General features: G+C 70.8%; 13 protein-coding genes. 3 read left to right on the top strand and 10 right to left on the bottom strand.

The genetic code is table 11. The features are described from left to right. Positions 1-2: 2 nt before the first annotated feature. From sbcB to P1K89_RS02985, 7 genes are all read right to left on the bottom strand, one after another. Positions 3-1445, bottom strand: a complete 1443-nt coding sequence (sbcB, locus tag P1K89_RS03015) for an exodeoxyribonuclease I (RefSeq protein WP_284614877.1) — start codon at positions 1443-1445, stop codon at positions 3-5. Between the two features lie 42 nt (positions 1446-1487). Continuing rightward, positions 1488-4016, bottom strand: coding sequence for a sensor domain-containing diguanylate cyclase (locus tag P1K89_RS03010; RefSeq protein WP_284614876.1), 2529 nt, complete (start codon positions 4014-4016; stop codon positions 1488-1490). 31 nt (positions 4017-4047) lie between these two features. After that, complete coding sequence (locus P1K89_RS03005) at positions 4048-4743, bottom strand: DUF6781 family protein (protein WP_284614875.1); 696 nt, start codon at positions 4741-4743, stop codon at positions 4048-4050. 85 nt (positions 4744-4828) lie between these two features. Further along, positions 4829-7081 carry a carbohydrate binding family 9 domain-containing protein gene (locus P1K89_RS03000; RefSeq protein ID WP_284614874.1) on the bottom strand — a complete coding sequence of 751 codons (2253 nt, stop codon included), beginning with the start codon at positions 7079-7081 and terminating at the stop codon, positions 4829-4831. Between the two features lie 74 nt (positions 7082-7155). Continuing rightward, on the bottom strand, positions 7156-8598 hold the full coding sequence (locus P1K89_RS02995) for an efflux transporter outer membrane subunit (RefSeq protein ID WP_284614873.1): 1443 nt from the start codon (positions 8596-8598) through the stop codon (positions 7156-7158). Then, positions 8595-11840 carry an efflux RND transporter permease subunit gene (locus P1K89_RS02990; RefSeq protein ID WP_284614872.1) on the bottom strand — a complete coding sequence of 1082 codons (3246 nt, stop codon included), beginning with the start codon at positions 11838-11840 and terminating at the stop codon, positions 8595-8597. The genes P1K89_RS02995 and P1K89_RS02990 overlap by 4 nt, the downstream gene beginning before the upstream one ends. A gap of 15 nt (positions 11841-11855) precedes the next feature. Beyond that, complete coding sequence (locus tag P1K89_RS02985; protein ID WP_284614871.1) at positions 11856-13067, bottom strand: efflux RND transporter periplasmic adaptor subunit; 1212 nt, start codon at positions 13065-13067, stop codon at positions 11856-11858. 304 nt (positions 13068-13371) lie between these two features. On the opposite strand from P1K89_RS02985, the gene P1K89_RS02980 reads away from it, so the two are divergent. Both P1K89_RS02980 and P1K89_RS02975 read left to right on the top strand, forming a co-directional pair. Next, positions 13372-14004 carry a TetR family transcriptional regulator gene (locus P1K89_RS02980; protein ID WP_284614870.1) on the top strand — a complete coding sequence of 211 codons (633 nt, stop codon included), beginning with the start codon at positions 13372-13374 and terminating at the stop codon, positions 14002-14004. Between the two features lie 45 nt (positions 14005-14049). Next, a complete protein-coding gene (locus P1K89_RS02975; RefSeq protein WP_284614869.1) occupies positions 14050-14823 on the top strand; it encodes an enoyl-CoA hydratase/isomerase family protein in 774 nt (257 codons plus the stop codon). On the opposite strand, the gene P1K89_RS02970 is transcribed toward P1K89_RS02975, so the two are convergent. Continuing rightward, on the bottom strand, positions 14810-15439 hold the full coding sequence (locus P1K89_RS02970; protein WP_284614868.1) for a PEP-CTERM sorting domain-containing protein: 630 nt from the start codon (positions 15437-15439) through the stop codon (positions 14810-14812). The two genes, P1K89_RS02975 and P1K89_RS02970, sit on opposite strands and share 14 nt — an antisense overlap. Before the next feature lie 179 nt (positions 15440-15618). Between P1K89_RS02970 and P1K89_RS02965 the strand changes: the two genes are divergently transcribed. Further along, positions 15619-16059 (top strand): CBS domain-containing protein, encoded by a 441-nt coding sequence (locus P1K89_RS02965; RefSeq protein WP_284614867.1) that lies wholly within the window; start codon positions 15619-15621, stop codon positions 16057-16059. Between the two features lie 51 nt (positions 16060-16110). Here P1K89_RS02965 and P1K89_RS02960 read toward each other — a convergent pair whose 3' ends face one another. Then, entirely contained in the window at positions 16111-17454 is a 1344-nt protein-coding gene (locus tag P1K89_RS02960) for an NAD(P)/FAD-dependent oxidoreductase (protein WP_284614866.1), read from the bottom strand. Further along, on the bottom strand, positions 17451-18221 hold the full coding sequence (locus P1K89_RS02955; protein WP_284614865.1) for a class I SAM-dependent methyltransferase: 771 nt from the start codon (positions 18219-18221) through the stop codon (positions 17451-17453). The genes P1K89_RS02960 and P1K89_RS02955 overlap by 4 nt, the downstream gene beginning before the upstream one ends. Positions 18222-18361 lie beyond the last annotated feature (140 nt).

Below are 18361 nucleotides of genomic sequence, written 5' to 3'. Positions count from 1 at the left end.
CTTCAAGCCGTCTCGGGCGCGATCTCTTCGGCCCAGTCCGCCAGCGCCCCCAGCAGGTCCTGCCCGCGCTCGTCGGCGGTCTCGCTGAGCTGGTCGATGCGCTCGAGGTACTGCGCCAGCGTCGTGAAGCCGCCCTGCCCCTTGTGCAACCGGGCATGGCAGTGGCCGTGCCAGCGCTGCAGCTCATCGTCGGTCAGCGTGCCAGGGAAGTTGCGCGCGCGGTAGCGGAACAGCAGCTCGTCCAGGCGAGGGTCCTCGAAGGCCGGGCGCTTGGCGGCCAGCTGGTCCGGCGTCAGCAGGCGCAGGCGCTCCAGCGTGCGGCGGTCGTTGTTGCCGACGAAGCCGCCGTAGAGGTCCTCATCGACGTCGGCCGGACCCGCCGGCGCCGGGCGCTGGAACACCGCCGGCCACAACGCCGACCAGCCGGCCGCCTCGCGCAGCGCGGTCTCGGCATGGCGCAACCCGAGCGCGATGTCCAGCCCCCAGCGCTCGGCCTGGGCGTCCGACAGCGTCTTGCGGTTGCCGATGACCACCGGCGACTTGTTGATGTGGATGGTCTTGATCGGCAGCCGCGCCACGCCCTCGGGCAGGTCCTCGGTGCGCGCGAACAGGCGCAGCCGCACCGCGTCGGCATCCAGCCCGGCGAGCTGCATCGGGTCGTGCGCGCAGTCCCAGACGATCAGCTCGTTCTTGTTGGTCGGGTGCGGGGCCAGCGGGAAGACCAGCGCGATGCAGCCGCGCTCGGCCGGGTACATGCCGGAGATGTGCAGGAAGGGCCTGGCGCCCTCGGCCAGCGCGCCGATCTGCTGCCACACCGCGTCCTTCCTGCGCAGCGACAGACAGAAGTCGAAGAGCTTCGGCTGCTGCCGTCGGATCAGCCGCGCCAGCGCGACGGTGGCGCGCACGTCGGACAGCGCATCGTGCGCCGCCTCGTGCGCCAGGCCGTTGGCCTTCGTCAGGTGCTCGAGCTTGAAGGAGACACGGCCGTCCTCGTGCCGCGGCCACTCGAGGCCATCCGGCCGCAGCGCATACGCGCAGCGCACGACGTCCAGCAGGTCCCAGCGGCCGCACTCGTTCTGCCACTCGCGCCCGTACGGATCGATCAGGTTGCGCCAGAACAGGTGCCGCGTGACCTCGTCGTCGAAGCGGATCGTGTTGTAGCCGACGCCGATCGTGCCCGGCTCGGCCAGCGCCGCCTCGATGCGCGCGGCGAACTGGTGCTCGGGCACGCCGTGCTCGGCGCAGTGCTGCGGCAGGATGCCGGTCAACAGGCACGACTCCGGGTCCGGCAGCATGTCGCGCGGCGGCTGGCAGTACAGCATCAGCGGCTCGCCGACCTCGTTCAGCTCGGCATCGGTGCGCAGGCCGGCGAACTGCGCCGGGCGGTCGCGGCGCGGGACGCGGCCGAAGGTTTCGTAGTCGTGCCAGAAGAAGGTCGTCGTCATCGGCCGGCACGATACACCGCCGGCAGGCCAGGTCCCGACGGCTCAGGCCACCAGCACCCGGTCGCGCCCGGCCGCCTTGGCCCGGAACAAGGCCGCATCCGCCGCCTCGATCAGCGCCTCCGGCGTCTTCCCGTGCTGGGGAAACAGCGCCAGCCCGATCGACGCGGTGATGTTGCCCAGCGGCCGGCCGCCGTGCGTGGGCTTCAGCGCCCTCACCTCCCGCAGCAGCTCCTGCGCACGCTGCTCGGCGCGCGCCTGCGACAGGCCGGCCAGCAGCAGCACGAACTCCTCGCCGCCATGCCGGCAGGCGACGTCGCTGCGCCGCACGTGGGTTTCCAGCAGCTGGGCCATCGCCTGCAGCACGACGTCGCCGGCATCGTGGCCGTAGGTGTCGTTGAAGCGCTTGAAGTGGTCGACGTCGATCATCGCCACCGCCAGGCCCTGGCCCTGGCGTGCGGCGCGGGCGAGCTCGCGGCGGATGGTCTCGGTCATGAAGCGTCGGTTGTAGAGCCCGGTCAGCGGGTCGCGGATCGACTGCTGGCGCAGCGTCTCGCGCAGCCCGATGTTGGCCAGCGCCAGCGCGCACTGCTCGGCCAGCGCCACCGCGAGGCGATGGCGCGCATCGGCGCGGGCGCCGTCGACGGCCGCATGCTCGACGTACAGCAGGCCGAAGATCTTGCCCTGCGCCAGCAGCGGCAGGCAGGCGCAGGGGCCGACCGCGCGGTGGCCGGCGTTGACGTGTGCGCAGCAGCGCACGCTGCTCGGCTGGTCGAGCCGGTAGGGCTGCGTGCGGCGCAGCGCCCAGCATTCGTCGTTGATGAAGTGCGCCACCAGCGGCTTGTCGCCCCAGCGCAGCGCCTCGTTCATCAGCTCGATGCCATCGCCCTCCTGCAGGTACAGCGCGCCGGCCGACGCGGGGAAGAGCCGCGGCGCGTAGTCGGCGATCGCCGCATGGGCCTCGGCGGCCGTCGCGCAGGCCTGCAGGAAGCTCGACAGCTCGGACAGCAGCGAGATCTCGCTGCGCGTCTGCTCCACCTCGGCCAGCCCGCGCTCCAGGCGCTCGTTGGCCGCCACCAGCGCGGCCTCGGCCTGCTTGCGCCCGCTGATGTCCTGCATCACGCAGACGCCGCCCAGCTCGGGCCGGTCGGCCTGGATGCCTTTGGCATGCACGCTGCACCACAGCCGGCTGCCGTCGCGGCGCACCAGCTGCATGTCGCGCGAGAACACGCCGCCGGCGCGCGCCACCGGCGCCAGCGCGGCGCCGATGGCCTCGTATTCCTCTTCGCTGGTGTACCAGCAGCGTGTCGAGCGGCCCTTCATCTCGCCGGCGTCGTAGCCCAGCATGCGTTCGAGCTCGCCGTTGACGCGCACGATCGTGCGCTCGACGACGAAGGCGATGCCGATCGCCGAATGGTCCAGCAGCGCCTGCTGCTCGAGCAGCAGCTCCTGCAGCGCGGCCTCGGCGCGACGCCGCTCGGTCACATCGTGCGAGATCCAGATCGTGCCCTTGCCCGGGTCCTGCGGGTCGATCACCGACCCGTGCGACGCGAACCAGCGCCGCTCGCCGTCCTTGCGCACCAGCTCGATCTCGCCGATGTACGGACGCCCCGCGGCGATCGGCGCATAGGCGAGGCGGCCGAACTCGTCGTAGGCCTCGTCGGACGGGAAGTACATGCGCGTGGAGCGGCCGTCGAGCTCGCCGGGGCCGTAGCCCAGCATCGCCTCGAAGCCGCGGTTGCAGCGCAAGGTCACGCGGTCGCGCACGACGTGGATGCCGCCGTTGACGTTGTCGAAGATCGCGCGCTGCTCGATCAGCGCGGCCTGCAGCGCTTCTTCGGTTCGCTTGCGCTCGCTGATGTCGACACCGACCCACACCGTGCCCTTGCTCAGGTCGGCCGGGTCGATCGCGGTGCCGAAGGCCGTGGTCCAGATCAGCGAGCCGTCCTTGCGCATGATCTCGGTGTCGGCGACGAAGCCTTCGCCGGCGCCGATGCGTGCGTAGGCCGCCTCGCCGAACGCCTCCCAGGCCGCATCGGAGGGGAAGTACACGCGCGTCAGCTGACCGTTGAGCTCGCCCGGCTCGTAGCCCAGCAGTTCCTCGAGGCGGCGGTTGCAGCGCTGGATCGCGCGGTCCTTGACCAGGAAGATCGCCGTCGTCGCGTTGTCGAAGATCGCGCGTTGCTCCAGCACCGCCTGCTGCAGCGCGTCCTCGTGCCGCTGGCGCTCGATCGCGATGGCGGCGATGCCCGCCGCCCTGGCCAGCAGATCCGTCTCGGCGGCGGTCGGCGGCCGTGCGTGCTGGCCGAGCAGCGCGACGCTGCCGAGCAGCGCGCCGTCCTTCGAGACGATGGGTGCCGACCAGCCGGCCTCGGCGCCGGCCGGCGTGCCAGCGGCCGGGCACCCGGGCTGGCCTTCGGCGTCCAGCACGCGCACCGCGCAGCGCAGCCCGTCGCACTGCGCCTCGATCAGCCGCGCCAGCTGCTGCAGCGCATCGGTCAGCGGCGCGCCACGCGCGATCAGCTCCAGCAGGCGACCCTGACCCTCCTGGAAGTCGATCGCGGCCGGTGGCATCCCGGCTCCTGCGGCGTCTGGCGCGTCGGCTTCAGCGCTTGCGCGACGGCTTCGCGGCCGGTGCCTCGGCCGCGGCGGCACCCTGGCGCAGCGCGTCGGACATGCCGATCAGCACGCCGCTGACCAGCGCGCCGTAGCTGTCGGCCAGCGTCTGCGCGGCGCGCAGGCTCGCGGCACGCGTTTCGCGCACGGCGGTCTGCATCTGCTTCGCGAAGGTCTCGGCGGCTTCGCTGGCCTGCTGGCCCGACAGGCTGCCCTTCATCTGCAGCTTCTCGGCCACCTGGTTCCAGGCGCCGGCCAGCGGGTCGCCGGCCGCGCCGGCGCCCTTCTGCACGACGCCCAGCAGCATGTCCTCGAACTTCTCGAGGTCGCCGAGCGCCTTCTTCAGCTGGCTCTCGCGCAGGTCCACGCCCTGGTCGACGAAGCGCTGCAGCGCGACCTGGTTGGCCTCGACCGCCTTCAGCAGCGCCTCGTCCATGCCGGTGACGGCCTTGTCGAGCAGCGCGTCGGCGTCGACGCCGGCCAGCGGGTTCTTCGCCACGCCGGCACCGGCGGCCTGCGTCACCGCGCCGAGCACGCCGCGGATGTTCTTCAGGCTCAGCTCGCGGCCCTGCAGCGCGCCGAGCGTGGCCTGGTAGACGGCCTGGCGCAACTGCTCGGTCTGCTTGGCGCTGGCGTTGGCGAACAGATCGATCAGCGCCTGCTGGTCGATGCCGGACTTGATCATGCGCGTCTCCTCGTGGTCGCCTCAAGGGCCGACCGACTGTGCCACGAGCGCGGCGCGCAGGCCAGCGCCTTCGGCCCCGGGGGGCCTAGAAACGGCGGCGCAGCTCGTCGACGTCGACCTGCAGCTTGACGAAGACCTCGTTGCTGCGCGCCGGGCCGTGCACGCCTTCGCGCGAGCGCGCCGCGCCGACGTAGAGCACGCTGCCGGAGGACTGCCGCCAGGCGTAGGTCAGCGAGCCCTGGGTGTCGGCGTAGCGCCAGCCGTCGAGCCCGGCCTCGGCGCGGCGGTCGATCGTCGTGTGCTGCACGATCGCGCGCAGCGTCTGCTTCGCATCGAAGTGCCACACCGCCAGCAGCTGCGCGGTGGTCTCGCGGTACATGCGGCGGCCGTTCTCGCTGCTCCAGGCGTACGAGCCGCGCGGCTCCAGCTCCAGCCGGGCGTGCGGGCGCATCGTGACCACGAGCGACGCATCGCCGCCCTTGCGCAGGCGGTCGGCCTCGACATCGACGATGCGGCCGGCGCGGCCGCTCAGCTCGAGGAAGGGGATCCACGGCGCCGGCGTGATCACCACCATGCCCTTCCAGTAGCGCTCGTCGTGCAGCGCGCCGCCGGGGCGCACCCGCAGCTGCGACCAGCCGTGGTAGTGCAGGTCGGCCTCGAGGTTGTGCGGGCCGACCAGCCAGAAGCCCGGGTAGACGCTGCGGCCGATGCGCTCGCCGCTGCGCTTCGTGCGGCTGTCGTCGACGTGCACGTTGAGCCAGAACTCGTTGAGCCCGGCCCACTGGCGCCATGGCTTGCCGAAGAAGAACTCGAGCTTGCGCACGTCGTTCTGCACCACGAAGCCGGAGTCGTGGCGGAAGCCCGGATCGATATCGTCCAAGGTGAGCGCGGTCTCGGTGGTGTCCGTCAGCCGGGTGGCCTTCAGCAGCACGCGGTCGCCGGTCCGCTCGGAGCCGCGACGCAGGCGGCCGTCTTCGTCGGGCAGCGCGGTGGTCATCGAGCGCAGCCACTGGCCGCGCACGCGCCAGGCCTCGTCGACCTGCCACGACAGGTCCGGGCCGACGACGTTGTTCGCGCCGCGCTCGTCGGCATAACGCCGGCCGACCGCGAGGCCGCCGAACTGCAGGCCGTCGCCGCTGCGCAGCCCGCGCATCACCAGCGCCTGCGAGGCCGGCTGCAGCGCTTCGCCGGTCGCGAAGGCGCTGGGCAGCAGCACGAGGCCGCCGCCGCGGTCGTCGATGCCGAAGGCGGTGCCCGCGATGCTGCGGCCGCGCCAGGTCGCACGCAGGCCGGCCTTGGGCTCGGTGAAGCTGCGGGTGTAGATCGCGTCGGTCGGGCTGCGCAGCAGGTCGCTGGACTCGAAGAAGAACGGCCGCTTCTCGTCGACGAAGAGCGCGAAGCGGGTGTTGCCCGACAGCTGCGGCACGTCGAGCGCCACCTGCGAGAAGTCGGGGTTCAGCGTGCCGTCGATCACCAGCTCGGGCAGCGGCCGCCACTTGAGGTCGAGGCTGGCATCGACGTTCCGGTCGCGGGCCGAGGGGCCGTCGCCGGTGCGGGCGCGCGTCTGCCGAAAGGTCACGCTGGGCCGCAGGGTCAGGAACTGCTGGTGCGCCGGCAACTGCACGCCGTCCAGCGGCTGCATCGTCGCGATGAAGCTCGGCGCGTCCACCGGCACCAGCACGGACGTGTGCAGGTAGAACTGCTCGCGCGGCACGCGGCGCCCGACCATGATGCGCCACGCCGGCTGGCCCTCGCCGTCGAAGCGCAGCGAGCCGAACGGGATGCGCATCACCACCGTGTAGCCGCGCGCGTGGCGCCTGGCGACGGCATCGAAGTCGAAGTCGGGCGCGAAGTCCTCGGCGTCATCCGCGGCGGTGTACATGCCGTCGGCCATCGAACCGGCGGCATTGACGCGAAAGAACTGCGCCGCCTGGCGCGCGCCGATCGCGTCGATGTTGGCGAAGACGAAGTCCTGCGTGCGGTTGACCTGGTCGTGGCGCACCAGCGGCGCACGGATGCGCTCGGGCTGCTCGTCCAGCGCCTCGACGCCGATGTACAGCGCCGCGTCGTCGAACAGCACGCGCACCTGCGTCTCGTGCGGCGGCTTCGGGCCGGGCTCGGGAAACTTCTGCACGAAGTCCTTGAACACCGGCGCGCGCTGCCAGGCCGGGTGGTCCAGCGTGCCGTCGAGCCTGAGGTGTTCGCCCGGCTGCAGCCGCACCGCGACGATCGGCGCGGCCGGCGCCGGTGCGGGCGTCGCCGGCTGCGCCAACGCCGCCGTGGCGGCCAGGCCGAGTGCGAGGAACGACAGCGGACGCAGCGGGTGGAACCAGGGCATCGGCACGGGCACTTAGCAGCGAAAAGACGCGCATTGTGCATGCGCGTGGGCGCTTCAGCGCACCCTGCGACGCCTCACTCGCCCGCCGCCGTCGTCGGCTTCCGCCAGCCGCCGCCGAGCGCGCGGTAGACCCCGGCCTGCGCCGCGATCAGCGCCCGCCGTTCGTCCTGCGCCTGCAGGCGTGACAGCAGCGCGTCGCGCTCCGACTCGATCACCTGCAGCCGGCCGACCTGGCCGCCTTCGAAGCGAAGCTTCGTCAGCTGCGCGGCGCGCTGCAGCGCAACGCTGCGGCGCTGGCTGGTGTCCAGGCTTTGGCGCGCTTCGCCGTGCGCGGCCAGCGCGTCGCGCGTTTCCTTGAACGCGGTGGCGATCGCATCGCGGTAGTCGAGCTCGGCCTGCAGCCGGCGCGCCTGCGCGGCGTCGCGCTGCGCGTCGAGGCGGCCGCCGTTCCAGATCGGCTGCGTCAGTGACGCGACGACGTTCCAGATCAGCGACGGCCCGTCGAGCAGCTTCGACAGCTCGGTGCTCTCGCGGCCGAAGGCCGCGGACAGCGTGATGCTCGGCAGGTAGGCCGCGCGGGCGACGTCGACGCGGGCGCCGGCCGCACGCAGACGCGCCTCGGCGGCCTGCACGTCGGGACGGCGCAGCAGCAGGTCCGACGGCAGCGCGTCGGGCAGGTCGGCCACCGGTGGCACCGCCGCGACGCTGCGCTGGATGCCCTGCTCGATCAGCGCCTTCGGGCTGCGGCCGAGCACCAGCGCCAGCGCGCGCTCGGCTTCGCCGCGCGAGCGCTCCAGCTTCGGCAGCTGCAGCTCGCTGTTCAGCAGCTCGGCCTCGAGCTGGCGCCAGTCGAGCTCGGCCATCTCGCCGACGTCGAGCCGCAGCTTGTTCAGCCGCAGCCCGTCGCGCTGGCCGACCAGCACCTGCTGGTAGATGCCGATCTGCGCGTCCAGCGACAGCAAGGTGGCATACGACTGCACCACCTGCGCGGCGAGCGCGGTGCGCAGCGTATCGCGCGCGTACTCGGTGGCCAGAAGCTCTTCGCGGGCGGCCGCGCTGGCCTTCGTGAGCTTCGACCACAGGTCGAGCTCGTACGAGACGCCGACCGTCGCGTTGAACAGGTTCGCGGTGCCGCCGCCCGGGATCGCGCCGTTCTCGCTGGACCGCGCGCGCGCGCCGCTGGCGGCCGCGTTGACCTGCGGCGAGCGGTCGGCGTTCGCCGCCCGCAATGCGGCGCGCGATTCGTCGATGCGCGCGAACGCACGCGCGAGGTCGCGGTTGTTGGCCAGCGCCTCGGCGACCAGCGCGTCGATCTGCGGATCGCCGAAGCGCTTCCACCAGTCGACGGGCACCGGCGCGACGGCCTGGCCCGCGGGCAGCTCGTCGGCCTGCAACGGCGGCGCCGCCGGGCCGGGGCTCGCACAGCCGGCCAGTTGCGCGGCAAGCAGCACGGCGAGCGCCAGCGCGGTGAGGGTGGGGGTCGAGGTGGTCTTCATCGTCGTCGACGGCCGGGTCATGCCGGCTCTCCCTGGGTTCCCGCCACCGGGCCGATGCCCGACGGCGGCGTCGAGCCGGGGCGGTGGCTCGGGTGGTGCACCGACGCCAGGCCGGCCTGGTGCGCGTGTTCGGCCTCGGCCTTCAGCTCGGCGGTGCTGCGCGCCTCGCGCAGCTTGCGCGCGGTGACGATCTTGAAGAACATCGGCACGAAGAAGATCGCCAGGAAGGTGGCGGCCAGCATGCCGCCCATCACGCCGGTGCCGACCGAGCGGCGCGCGGCCGAGCCGGCGCCCGACGAGATGGCCAGCGGCAGCACACCGAGGATGAAGGCCAGCGAGGTCATGATGATCGGCCGGAAGCGCAGCCGCGCGCCTTCGAGCGCCGCGGCCGACGGCGACAGGCCTTCGTGCACCTTGTGCGATGCGAACTCGACGATCAGGATCGCGTTCTTCGCCGCCAGGCCGATCAGCGTGACGAGGCCGATCTGGAAGTACACGTCGTTCGTGTAGCTGCGCAGCCAGACCGCGGCCAGCGCGCCGAAGGTGCCGAACGGCACGGCCAGCAGCACCGACAGCGGCAGCGACCACTTCTCGTACTGCGCCGCGAGGATCAGGAAGACCATCAGCGCGCCGAGCGCCAAGGTCAGGCCCGAGGTGCCGGACGCTCGCTTTTCCTGATAGGAGGCGCCGCCCCAGTCGAAGCTGAAGTCCGGCGGCAGCACCTCGCGCGCGATGCGCTCGACCTCGGCGATCGCCTGGCCCGAGCTGACGCCGGGCGCCCCCTGGCCGAACAGCTTCACCGCCGGCAGGTTGTTGAAGCGGTCCAGCGTCTCCGGCCCCGACGAGTAGCGCACGGTGGCCAGCGCGGACACCGGCACCATCTCGCCGCTGGCCGAACGCACCCACATGCGGCCGATGTCGTCCGGCTGCCTGCGGTAGCTGCTCTCGGCCGACATCAGCACCTGCCATGCGCGGCCGTACTTGTTGAAGTCGTTGACGTAGTAGCTTCCGAGCGTCGACGACAAGGTGTTGAACACCTCGTCGACCGGCACGCCCAGCGCCTTCGCGCGCTCGCGGTCGACGTCCACCGTCAGCTGCGGCGACTGCGCACGCCACAGCGACTGGATCTGACCCAGCAGCGGGCTCTTCGAGGCCGCGCCCTGGAACTGCTGCATCACCTCGGCCAGGCGCCTGGCGCCCCCTTCGCCGCGGTTCTGGATGTAGAACTCGAAGCCGCCCGCGGTGCCGAGGCCGAAGATCGGCGGCGGGTTGAAGGCCAGCACCAGCGCTTCCTTGATGTGCATGGTCTTGCCGAACAGTTCGCCCACCAGCGCCTGCACCGGCACCGGCCGGTCCTTCCACGGCGTCTGCGTGACGAAGATCGTCGCCGCGTTGTTGCGGTAGCCGCCGCCCAGGAAGTCGAAGCCGGTGAAGGCGACGACGTCCAGGTTGTGCGGGTTGCTCTTGATGATGCCGATGACCTCGTTGACCACCTTGTCGGTGCGCTCCAGCGACGCGCCGTCGGGCAGGATCACCGCCGAGATGTAGAAGCCCTGGTCCTCTTCCGGCACCAGCGAGCCCGGCGTCACGCGCCACAGCCCGATGGTCAGCAGCACCATGCCGCCGAACAGCAGCAGGCCGATGCCGGCGCGCCGCACCATGAAGCCGACCCCGTCGACGTAGCGGCCGGTGATGCGGTGGAACCAGTCGTTGAACCAGGCGAAGAAGCGGCCCGGCTTGCCATGGCCCTTCTTCAGGATGAGCACGCAAAGGCTCGGCGTGAGCGTCAGGGCCACGATGCCGGAGATGACGACGGCGATGGCGATCGTCACCGCGAACTGGCGGTACAGCTCGCCGGTCAGGCCGCCGAGGAAGGCAATCGGCACGAACACCGCGCACAGCACCAGCACGATCGCGATCACCGGGCCGGAGACCTCGCGCATCGCCAGGATCGCCGCTTCGCGCGCGGAGACGTGGTCCTCCTGCATGTGGCGCTCGACGTTCTCGAGCACGACGATCGCATCGTCGACGACGATGCCGATCGCCAGCACCATGCCGAACAAGGTGAGCGTATTGATCGAGTAGCCCAGCAGCAGCAGGCCCGCGAAGGTGCCGATCAGCGACACCGGCACCGCGACCACCGGGATCAGCGTCGCGCGCCAGTTCTGCAGGAACAGGAACACCACCGCGATCACCAGCACCATCGCCTCGAGCAGCGTGATCACCACCTCCTCGATCGACACCTTGACGAAGCGCGTCGTGTCGTACGGGATCGAGTGCGTGATGCCGGGCGGGAAGCGCTTGCCGAGCTCGCTGACGGTGGTCTCGACCTCCTTCGCGACATCCAGCGCATTGGCGCCCGGCTGCAGGAAGACGCCAACCAAGGTCGCCGGCTTGCCGTTGATGCGGCCGATGAAGTCGTAGTCCTTCGAGCCGAGCTCGACCCGTGCGACGTCCTTCAGCCGGACGAGGCCCGAGCCGTGCCCGTTGCCGTCGCCGGAGCGCACGATGATGTCCTCGAACTGCCGCACATCGGACAGCCGGCCCTGCGTGGTGATGGTGTAGACCATCTCCTGCGCCCCGCCGGTCGGCGCCTGGCCGACCTTGCCGGCGGCGAACTGCGCGTTCTGCTCGCCGATGGCGCGCGCGAGGTCGCCGGTGGTGAGCTTCAGCTGCGCGAGGCGGTCGGGCTTGACCCAGATGCGCATCGCGTAGTCCTTGGCGCCGAAGATCTGCACGTTGGTGGTGCCGGGCACGCGCTTGAGCTGGTCCAGCACGTTCAGCGTCACGTAGTTGCTGATGTCGAGGTCGCTCTTGCTGCCGTCGGGCGAGAAGAACGCGATCACCTGCAGGAAGGCCGACGAGCCCTTCTCCACCGTCACGCCCTGCCGCCGCACTTCCTGCGGCAGCTTGGCCTCGGCCTGCTTGACGCGGTTGTTGACGAGCTGCGCGGCCTGGTCGACGTTGGTGCCGATGTCGAAGGTGACCTGGATCGTCACGACGCCGTTGGAGGTCGACGTCGAGTTCATGTAGATCATGTGCTCGACGCCGTTGATCGCGTTTTCCAGCGGCGCGGCGACGGTCTGCTCGATCACCTCGGCGCTCGCGCCGGGGTAGACGGCGACCACCGACACCACCGGCGGCGCGATCTCGGGGTACTGCGCGATCGGCAGCACGCGCATCGCCGACAGCCCGGCGATCATGATGAAGATCGACAGCACGGCCGCGAAGATCGGCCGGTCGATGAAGAAGCGGGAGAACATGGCGAGCCCCCGCGCTTACTTGGACGTGGCGCCCGACGCGCCGTTCGCCGCGACCTTCGCCGGGGCCGAGGCCGGCGCCGCCGCGGGCGCTGCGCCCCCGGCGGCAGGCGCCGACGCGCCCGCTGCAGCCACCTGCACCGGCGCGCCCGGGAAGAAGATGCGTGCCATGCCGTCGACGATCACCTGGTCGCCCGCGGCGAGGCCCTGCTGGATGATCCAGCCGTCGCCCTGCTGGTCACCCACCGTCACCGGCTTGGGCATCGCCTTGCCGCCGGCGTTGACGTAGACGAACTTGCCCTGCGGACCCTCCAGCACCGCGCGCGATGGCAGCTTGAAGGCCTGCGGCCGCGTCGCGCCGAGCAGGCGCACGCGCACGAACTGGCCCGGCTTCAGCGCGCCGTCGGGGTTCGGCACCTCAGCCTCGGCCTCGACGGTGCCGGTATTGCCCGACACGCGCGTGTCGGCGAACAGCAGCTTGCCGCGGCGCGGGTAGGTGCTGCCGTCGGAGAGCTTGACCTCGATGTCGAAGGCGCCGCCAGGCGGCATCTTCAGCGTGCCGGCGCCGATCTCGGTACGCCAGCGCATCTGGTCGGTGTCGGCGACGCCGAAGCGCAGCTTGATCGGGTTGGTCTGCACCAGCGTGGTCAAGAGCGTCTGCGGACCTTCGACCAGCGTGCCCTCGGACACCTGCGACCGGCCGGCGACGCCGCTGATCGGCGCCTCGACTTTCGAATAACCGACGTTCAGCGCGGCCTCGGCGCGGCGCGCCTGGGCGCCCTTGACGTCGGCGCGCGCGATCTGGTCGGCCGACAGCGCGTCGTCGTACTCGCGCTGGCTGATGGCCTTGGCTTCCCACAGCGGCTTCAGGCGCGCAAGCGAGCGCGACGCCTGGCCGGCACGCGCCTCGGCCGCGGCGACGTCGGCATCGGCGCGGTTCAGTGCGGCGATGAACGACGCGGGGTCCAGCGTGTAGAGCGACTGGCCCTGGCGCACCGCGGCGCCTTCGGCGAAGTTGCGCTTCTGCAGGATGCCGGGCACGCGCGCGCGCACCTCGACCTCGCGCGAGCCGACGGTCTGGCCGACGTATTCATAGACCACCGGCACGTCGACCGGCGTGGCGGCGAGCACGGCCACCGCGGCGGGCGGCATGCCGCCGCCGGCACCGTGGCCGCCGTTCTCGGCGCCGGAGCGGCCGCAGGCGGACAGCAGGACCACGACGGCGAGCATCGAGGCCACGGTGATGGCCGCGACGGGCCAGGGAGAGCGGCGGAGAGGCAGGGAACGAACTGCGGGCATGACAAGCCGACCTTTCGGATGGGAGCACCGGCTCGATCGGCCGGCGCCTGTTGTTGTGCAGGGTGTGGAGGCTGTAGAGGGTGCACCCCGGCGGCGCACCGGGCGCGGCCAAAGGTTGCGGGGCAGTTTACATACATGCGTGAATGTATGCTTTCGAGTAGGGTCTATCCCGAACCCGGTGCCCCGCAGTGGCGCGCCCCGTCTACGATGCGGCCTGCTGCTGACGCCTGCTGTCATGGCCCGCCGTACCAAAGACGAAGCCCTCGCCACCCGCCACGCGATTCTGGATGCCGCCGAGCTGCTTTTCCAGCAACGCGGTGTATCCCGCACTTCGCTGCAGGAAATCGCCGAGGCGGCCCAGGTCACGCGCGGCGCGATCTACTGGCACTTCAAGGACAAGGCGGACCTCTTCAACGCGATGATGGACCGCGCGACGATGCCCTTCGAGCAGGCCGTCGGCGCGTGCGGGCGCTGCCCCGACGACGGCGACCCGCTGGCGTTCATCCAGGACCGGCTGCTGCGCGCGCTGAAGCTCACCGCCGAGCACGAGCCGACGCGCCGCGTCTTCGAGATCGCCACGCACAAGGTCGAATACGTCGACGAGCTGCTCGCCGTGCGCGACCGCCACCTGCAGTGCCGCAACGACTGCCTGGCCGAGGTCGAGCGCGAGCTCAAGCGCGCGATGAAGCTCGGCCTGATCGCCAACCGGATGCCGGCACGCGCCGCAGCGCTCGGCCTGCATGCGCTGATCGACGGGCTGATCCAGAACTGGATGCTCGACCCGACGGTCTTCGACCTGGTGAAGACCGGCCGGCAGGTGACGCAGGCCTACCTGGCCGGGCTGCGCGCGGAGCCGGTGCCCGCCTGATCCATCGCCCCCGCGGCAGGCGTCGCCCCATGCGACGATGTGCCGATGGACGCTCCCACCCTGCCCGGCCCGCCGCGGCTCGCGATCGCCGACGGCTGCGCGACGATCACGCTGAACCGCCCGGCACACCACAACCGCCTGCACCGCGAGGACCTGCTCGCGCTGCAGGCCCATTGCCGCACGCTCGCGGCCGACACGAGCCTGCGCGTCGTCGTGCTGACCGGCGCCGGCCCGAGCTTCTGCGCCGGTTACCACCTGGGTGAGCTGGATGCCGACGCCAGCGCCGGCCCGGCGCTGTTCGAGCAGACCGTCGATGCGGTCGAGGCGCTGCCGGTGCCCAGCATCTGCCGGCTCAACGGCGGCGTCTTCGGCGGCGCCACCGACCTGGCACTCGCCTGCGACTTCCGCGTCGGCATTCACACGCTGACCCTGCGCATGCCGGCCGCGCGGCTCGGCCTGCACTACTACCCGAGCGGCCTGCGCCGCTATGTCACGCGGCTTGGGCTGCCGGCGGCCAAGCGCCTCTTCCTGCTCGCCGAGACGCTGCCGGCCGACGAGCTGTTGCGCATCGGCTACCTCGACCGCTGCGTGACCGCGGACGCGCTCGATGCCGAGGTGCAGCACCTCGTCGACGCGCTGCGCGCCGGCGCGCCGCTGGCCTTGCGCGGCATGAAGACCTCGCTCGACGAGATCGCGCGCGGCGAGTTCGACCTGGCGCGGCTGCGCGCGCGCGAGGCCCAGTGCGCGGCGAGCGAGGACCTGCGCGAAGGCCAGGCGGCGTTCGCGGCGAAACGAACGCCGCGGTTCAGCGGGCGCTGACGGAGCGTCGGCGGCCGAGCGCCAACACGAGGCCCGCCAAGGCGAGCACGAGCGTGGACGGCTCCGGAACCTGGGCCACCGTGATGGTCAAGGTGTAGTCGAACGAAGAGCCCGACCACTGCTGGAAGTCGTCCCACAGCCAAGTCGCTCCTTGACCGATCACGACACTCGTGGCGCCCACCGGCTGCTGGATCCCCAACTGTCCACCGGTCGGAGCGACGTTGGTGCAGAACGGATTCGGGGCGACGATGACAAAACAGGTGTCGATCGTCTGCTGATACGGCGGGCCGGCCAGAACGCCCCACTGCCAGACCAGGTTCTGAAGATTGACGAGCTGCATGTTGGCCAGCGTGACGGACATGCCTGTCACTCGTAGACCATCGGGCAGATTCAACTGAATGGGATCGAAGTCGCTGTCGAACTCACCCAGTTGGTTGGAAAAGGCATGCATCTGCCCCTTGATGGTGTTCAACCCGAGGTCGATGGGAAGCGTCATGACGCTCCCATTCATCGGAATGTCGCCCGACACGCTCTCGTCGTAGTTCAGCGGCGCAGCGCCGATCGATGTGCTCGCGCAAATGGCGAGCGCGGCCGCGGCCGCACGCAACAGTTTCATCGCTCCTCCCTTGGGCAGCTCGAGGCCGCCTGTGCATGGCGACGCCCTTCGGACGCCGTGCCGCGAGCGTAGCAGCGACCGGCCGCGCCCTGAGCGCCCACCCCTCGTTCATGGGGCCGCAGGCACGCTGCCTGCCCCACGGTACTTCCGACGACATTCACCGATTCAGGAGGTCCCCGATGAAGGTTTGCGACATGATGAGCAGCGACGTCTGCCTGGTTTCTCCCGACGACCGCATCTGCGATGCGGCCCGACAAATGGCCGACAAGGACATCGGCGCGCTGCCGGTGGGCGAGAACGACCGGCTGGTAGGCATGGTCACCGACCGCGACATCGCCGTGCGCGCGGTCGCCAGGGGCCTGGGCCCGGACACGAAGATCCGCGACGTGATGTCGGGCGACGTGATGTACTGCTTCGAGGACGAGGAGCTCGAGACGGTGGCCGACAACATGGCCGACATCCAGGTGCGGCGACTGCCGGTGCTCAGCCGCGACAAGCGCCTGGTGGGCATCGTGTCGATGGGCGACCTGGCGCAGTGCGAGGATGCACGGACCGCCGGCGAGACGATCGCCGGCATCTCGAAGCCCGGCGGCGCCCATTCGCAGGCGGCCGCGCACTAGTCACGCAGGCTTCACCGACAGCGCCGGGCCGAACGCCCGGCGCGTCGGCGGCTACTTGATCGCCTGCACGTTCTCGCCGGTGAGCGCGCCGTGGTCGCGGATGTTGTTCGCGCGGCGGCGCCAGCTCAGCAGCGAGCGCTTGAGCTGCTGCACGAACACCAGGTAATAGATGCCCTTCAGCGCCCACAGCGACGGCCAGATCGGCGTCTTGCCGTAGATGTCGCCGGACAGCAGCGACAGCAGCGCTTCCTTCACCCGCAGCGGGTTTAGCGGGTGCAGGAAGAGCTCGCGGATCGTCGGGTTGGTCACCCGGTAGATGAACCACGCGTACTGCTTCGGCCCGAAGCGCATCATCTTCTCGAACTGCCGGCGCGACTTCGCCGCGGCGCGCGGCGTGCCTTCGAGGTGCGCGGCGATCACGTCGACCGCCTCGAACGCGCTGTGCATCGCCAGGTACACGCCGGACGAGAACATCGGGTCGATGAAGGTGTAGGCGTCGCCGAGCATCAGGTAGCGCTCGCCGCTGCAGTGCGTGGCCTCGTACGAAAAGTTGCCGGTCGCGTAGACCTGGTCGTCGATCAGCTCGGCGTTCTTCAGCCGGTCGGCCAGCTCGGGGCACATCGCGACCGTGTCGTTGAAGAAATCCTTCAGCGGCTTGTCGCGTGACTTCAGGTAGTACGGCCAGGCCACCGCGCCGACGCTGGTGGTGCCGTCGCGCAGCGGGATGAACCAGAACCAGCCGTGCGGGAACCAGCAGATGCTGATGTTGCCCTCGAGCCGGCCTTCGAGCCGCCGCGCGCCGCGGTAGTGCGCGAACATCGCCGAGCTGTTGTGCTTGGGGTGCTTTTCCTTGCACTTGAACTTGTGCGCGAGGAAGGTGTCGCGGCCCGAGCAGTCGAGCACGAAGCGGGCGCGCCAGCTGCGCTTCGCGCCGTCGTCGAGCTCGGCCTCGACGGTCGCACCCTCGGCGTCGAACTGGACGTCCTTCACCGTGCAGCCTTCGATCGCCGTCGCGCCGCTGGCGGCCGCCTCGCGGAACAGCAGCTCGTCCATCTCGGAACGGCGCACCTGCCAGGCGTAGGGCATGCTCTTGTCCCACGCATCGCCGAACTCGAGATAACTGCGATGGTCATCGTCCGGCGAGATGAACTCGACGCCCCATTTGGGCATGCCGATGCGCTCGAGCTCTTCGCGCAGGCCGAGCTTGTCGAACAGCGGCACGTTGGCCGGCAGCAGCGATTCGCCGATGTGGAAACGCGGGTGGTGGGCCTTCTCGAGCATCACGACGCGGCGGCCGGCACGTGCCAGCAGGATGGCCGCGGTGGCGCCGGCGGGGCCGCCGCCGATCACCAGCACATCGCAGTTGTCGGACGCACTGTGGGAAACGGGATTCATCGGGCCTTGATGGCGGTGTATTCGGAGAAGATGCCGAGCTCGACGTAACGCTGCACCTGCACGAAGCCGGCCTCGCGCAGCGCGCCCATCACCGCCTCGGGCGGGATGCAGGCCTCGATCGTGTCCCAGTAGTAGCGCCACAGCTCGGCGGTGTCGCGCTTGCGGGCAACGGCGCGGGCGATCAGCGGCACGACGGCGCGCATGTAGCCCTTCAGCAGCGTGGTCGCGACGCGGCCTTCGGGCTTGGTGATCTCGAGCACCAGCAGCCGGCCGCCGGGCTTCAGCACGCGGTGGAACTCCTCGAAGGCGGCGGCGACGTCGCTGATGTGTCGCAAGGCGTAACCCATGCTGACGAAATCGCTGCTGGCGTCGGGCCGCGGCAGCGATTCGGCCTTGCCCTGCACCAGCTCGACGCCGGGCAGCATGACCTCGTTCATCATGCCGGGGCTGGGGTCGATGCCGGTGAGCCGGCCGTTCGGGCCGATCAGCTTCAGCGCCTCGCGCGCGACCAGGCCGGTGCCGATGCCGACGTCCAGCACCTTCGCGCCCACCGCCAGGCCCGCCCGCTGCAGGGCCTTGCGCCGGTACCAGGGGCCGCTGCCGAAGGCCAGCACACGCTCGATGCGGTCGTAGTCCGGCGCGGTGTCGTCGAAGATGCGGCGGATGTACTGCTGGCGTTCGCGCTCGTCGGCGTAGTAGTCGGTCAGCGGGGCGTGCGGCGGCAGCACGCGGTGTTCCGGCTGCAGCGGTGCGGGGTTCGGTGGCATCGGGGGATTATGGCAACCGGGCCTGTCGAGTCCTCCATGGGCAACGTGGGGTGTTCCCGGGTGTTCCCCGTGTTTCGCTGGGGGCACGGCGCCTGCCGCACCGGTCGCTGACAGAATCGACGCAACCCCCCAAGCCAACG

Origin of the sequence: Aquabacterium humicola (genome assembly GCF_030167915.1) — a bacterium.
Lineage (GTDB): Bacteria > Pseudomonadota > Gammaproteobacteria > Burkholderiales > Burkholderiaceae_C > Pseudaquabacterium > Pseudaquabacterium humicola.
Note: the sequence above shows the minus strand (reverse complement) of the source record. Positions and strands in the feature narration are given on the sequence as shown.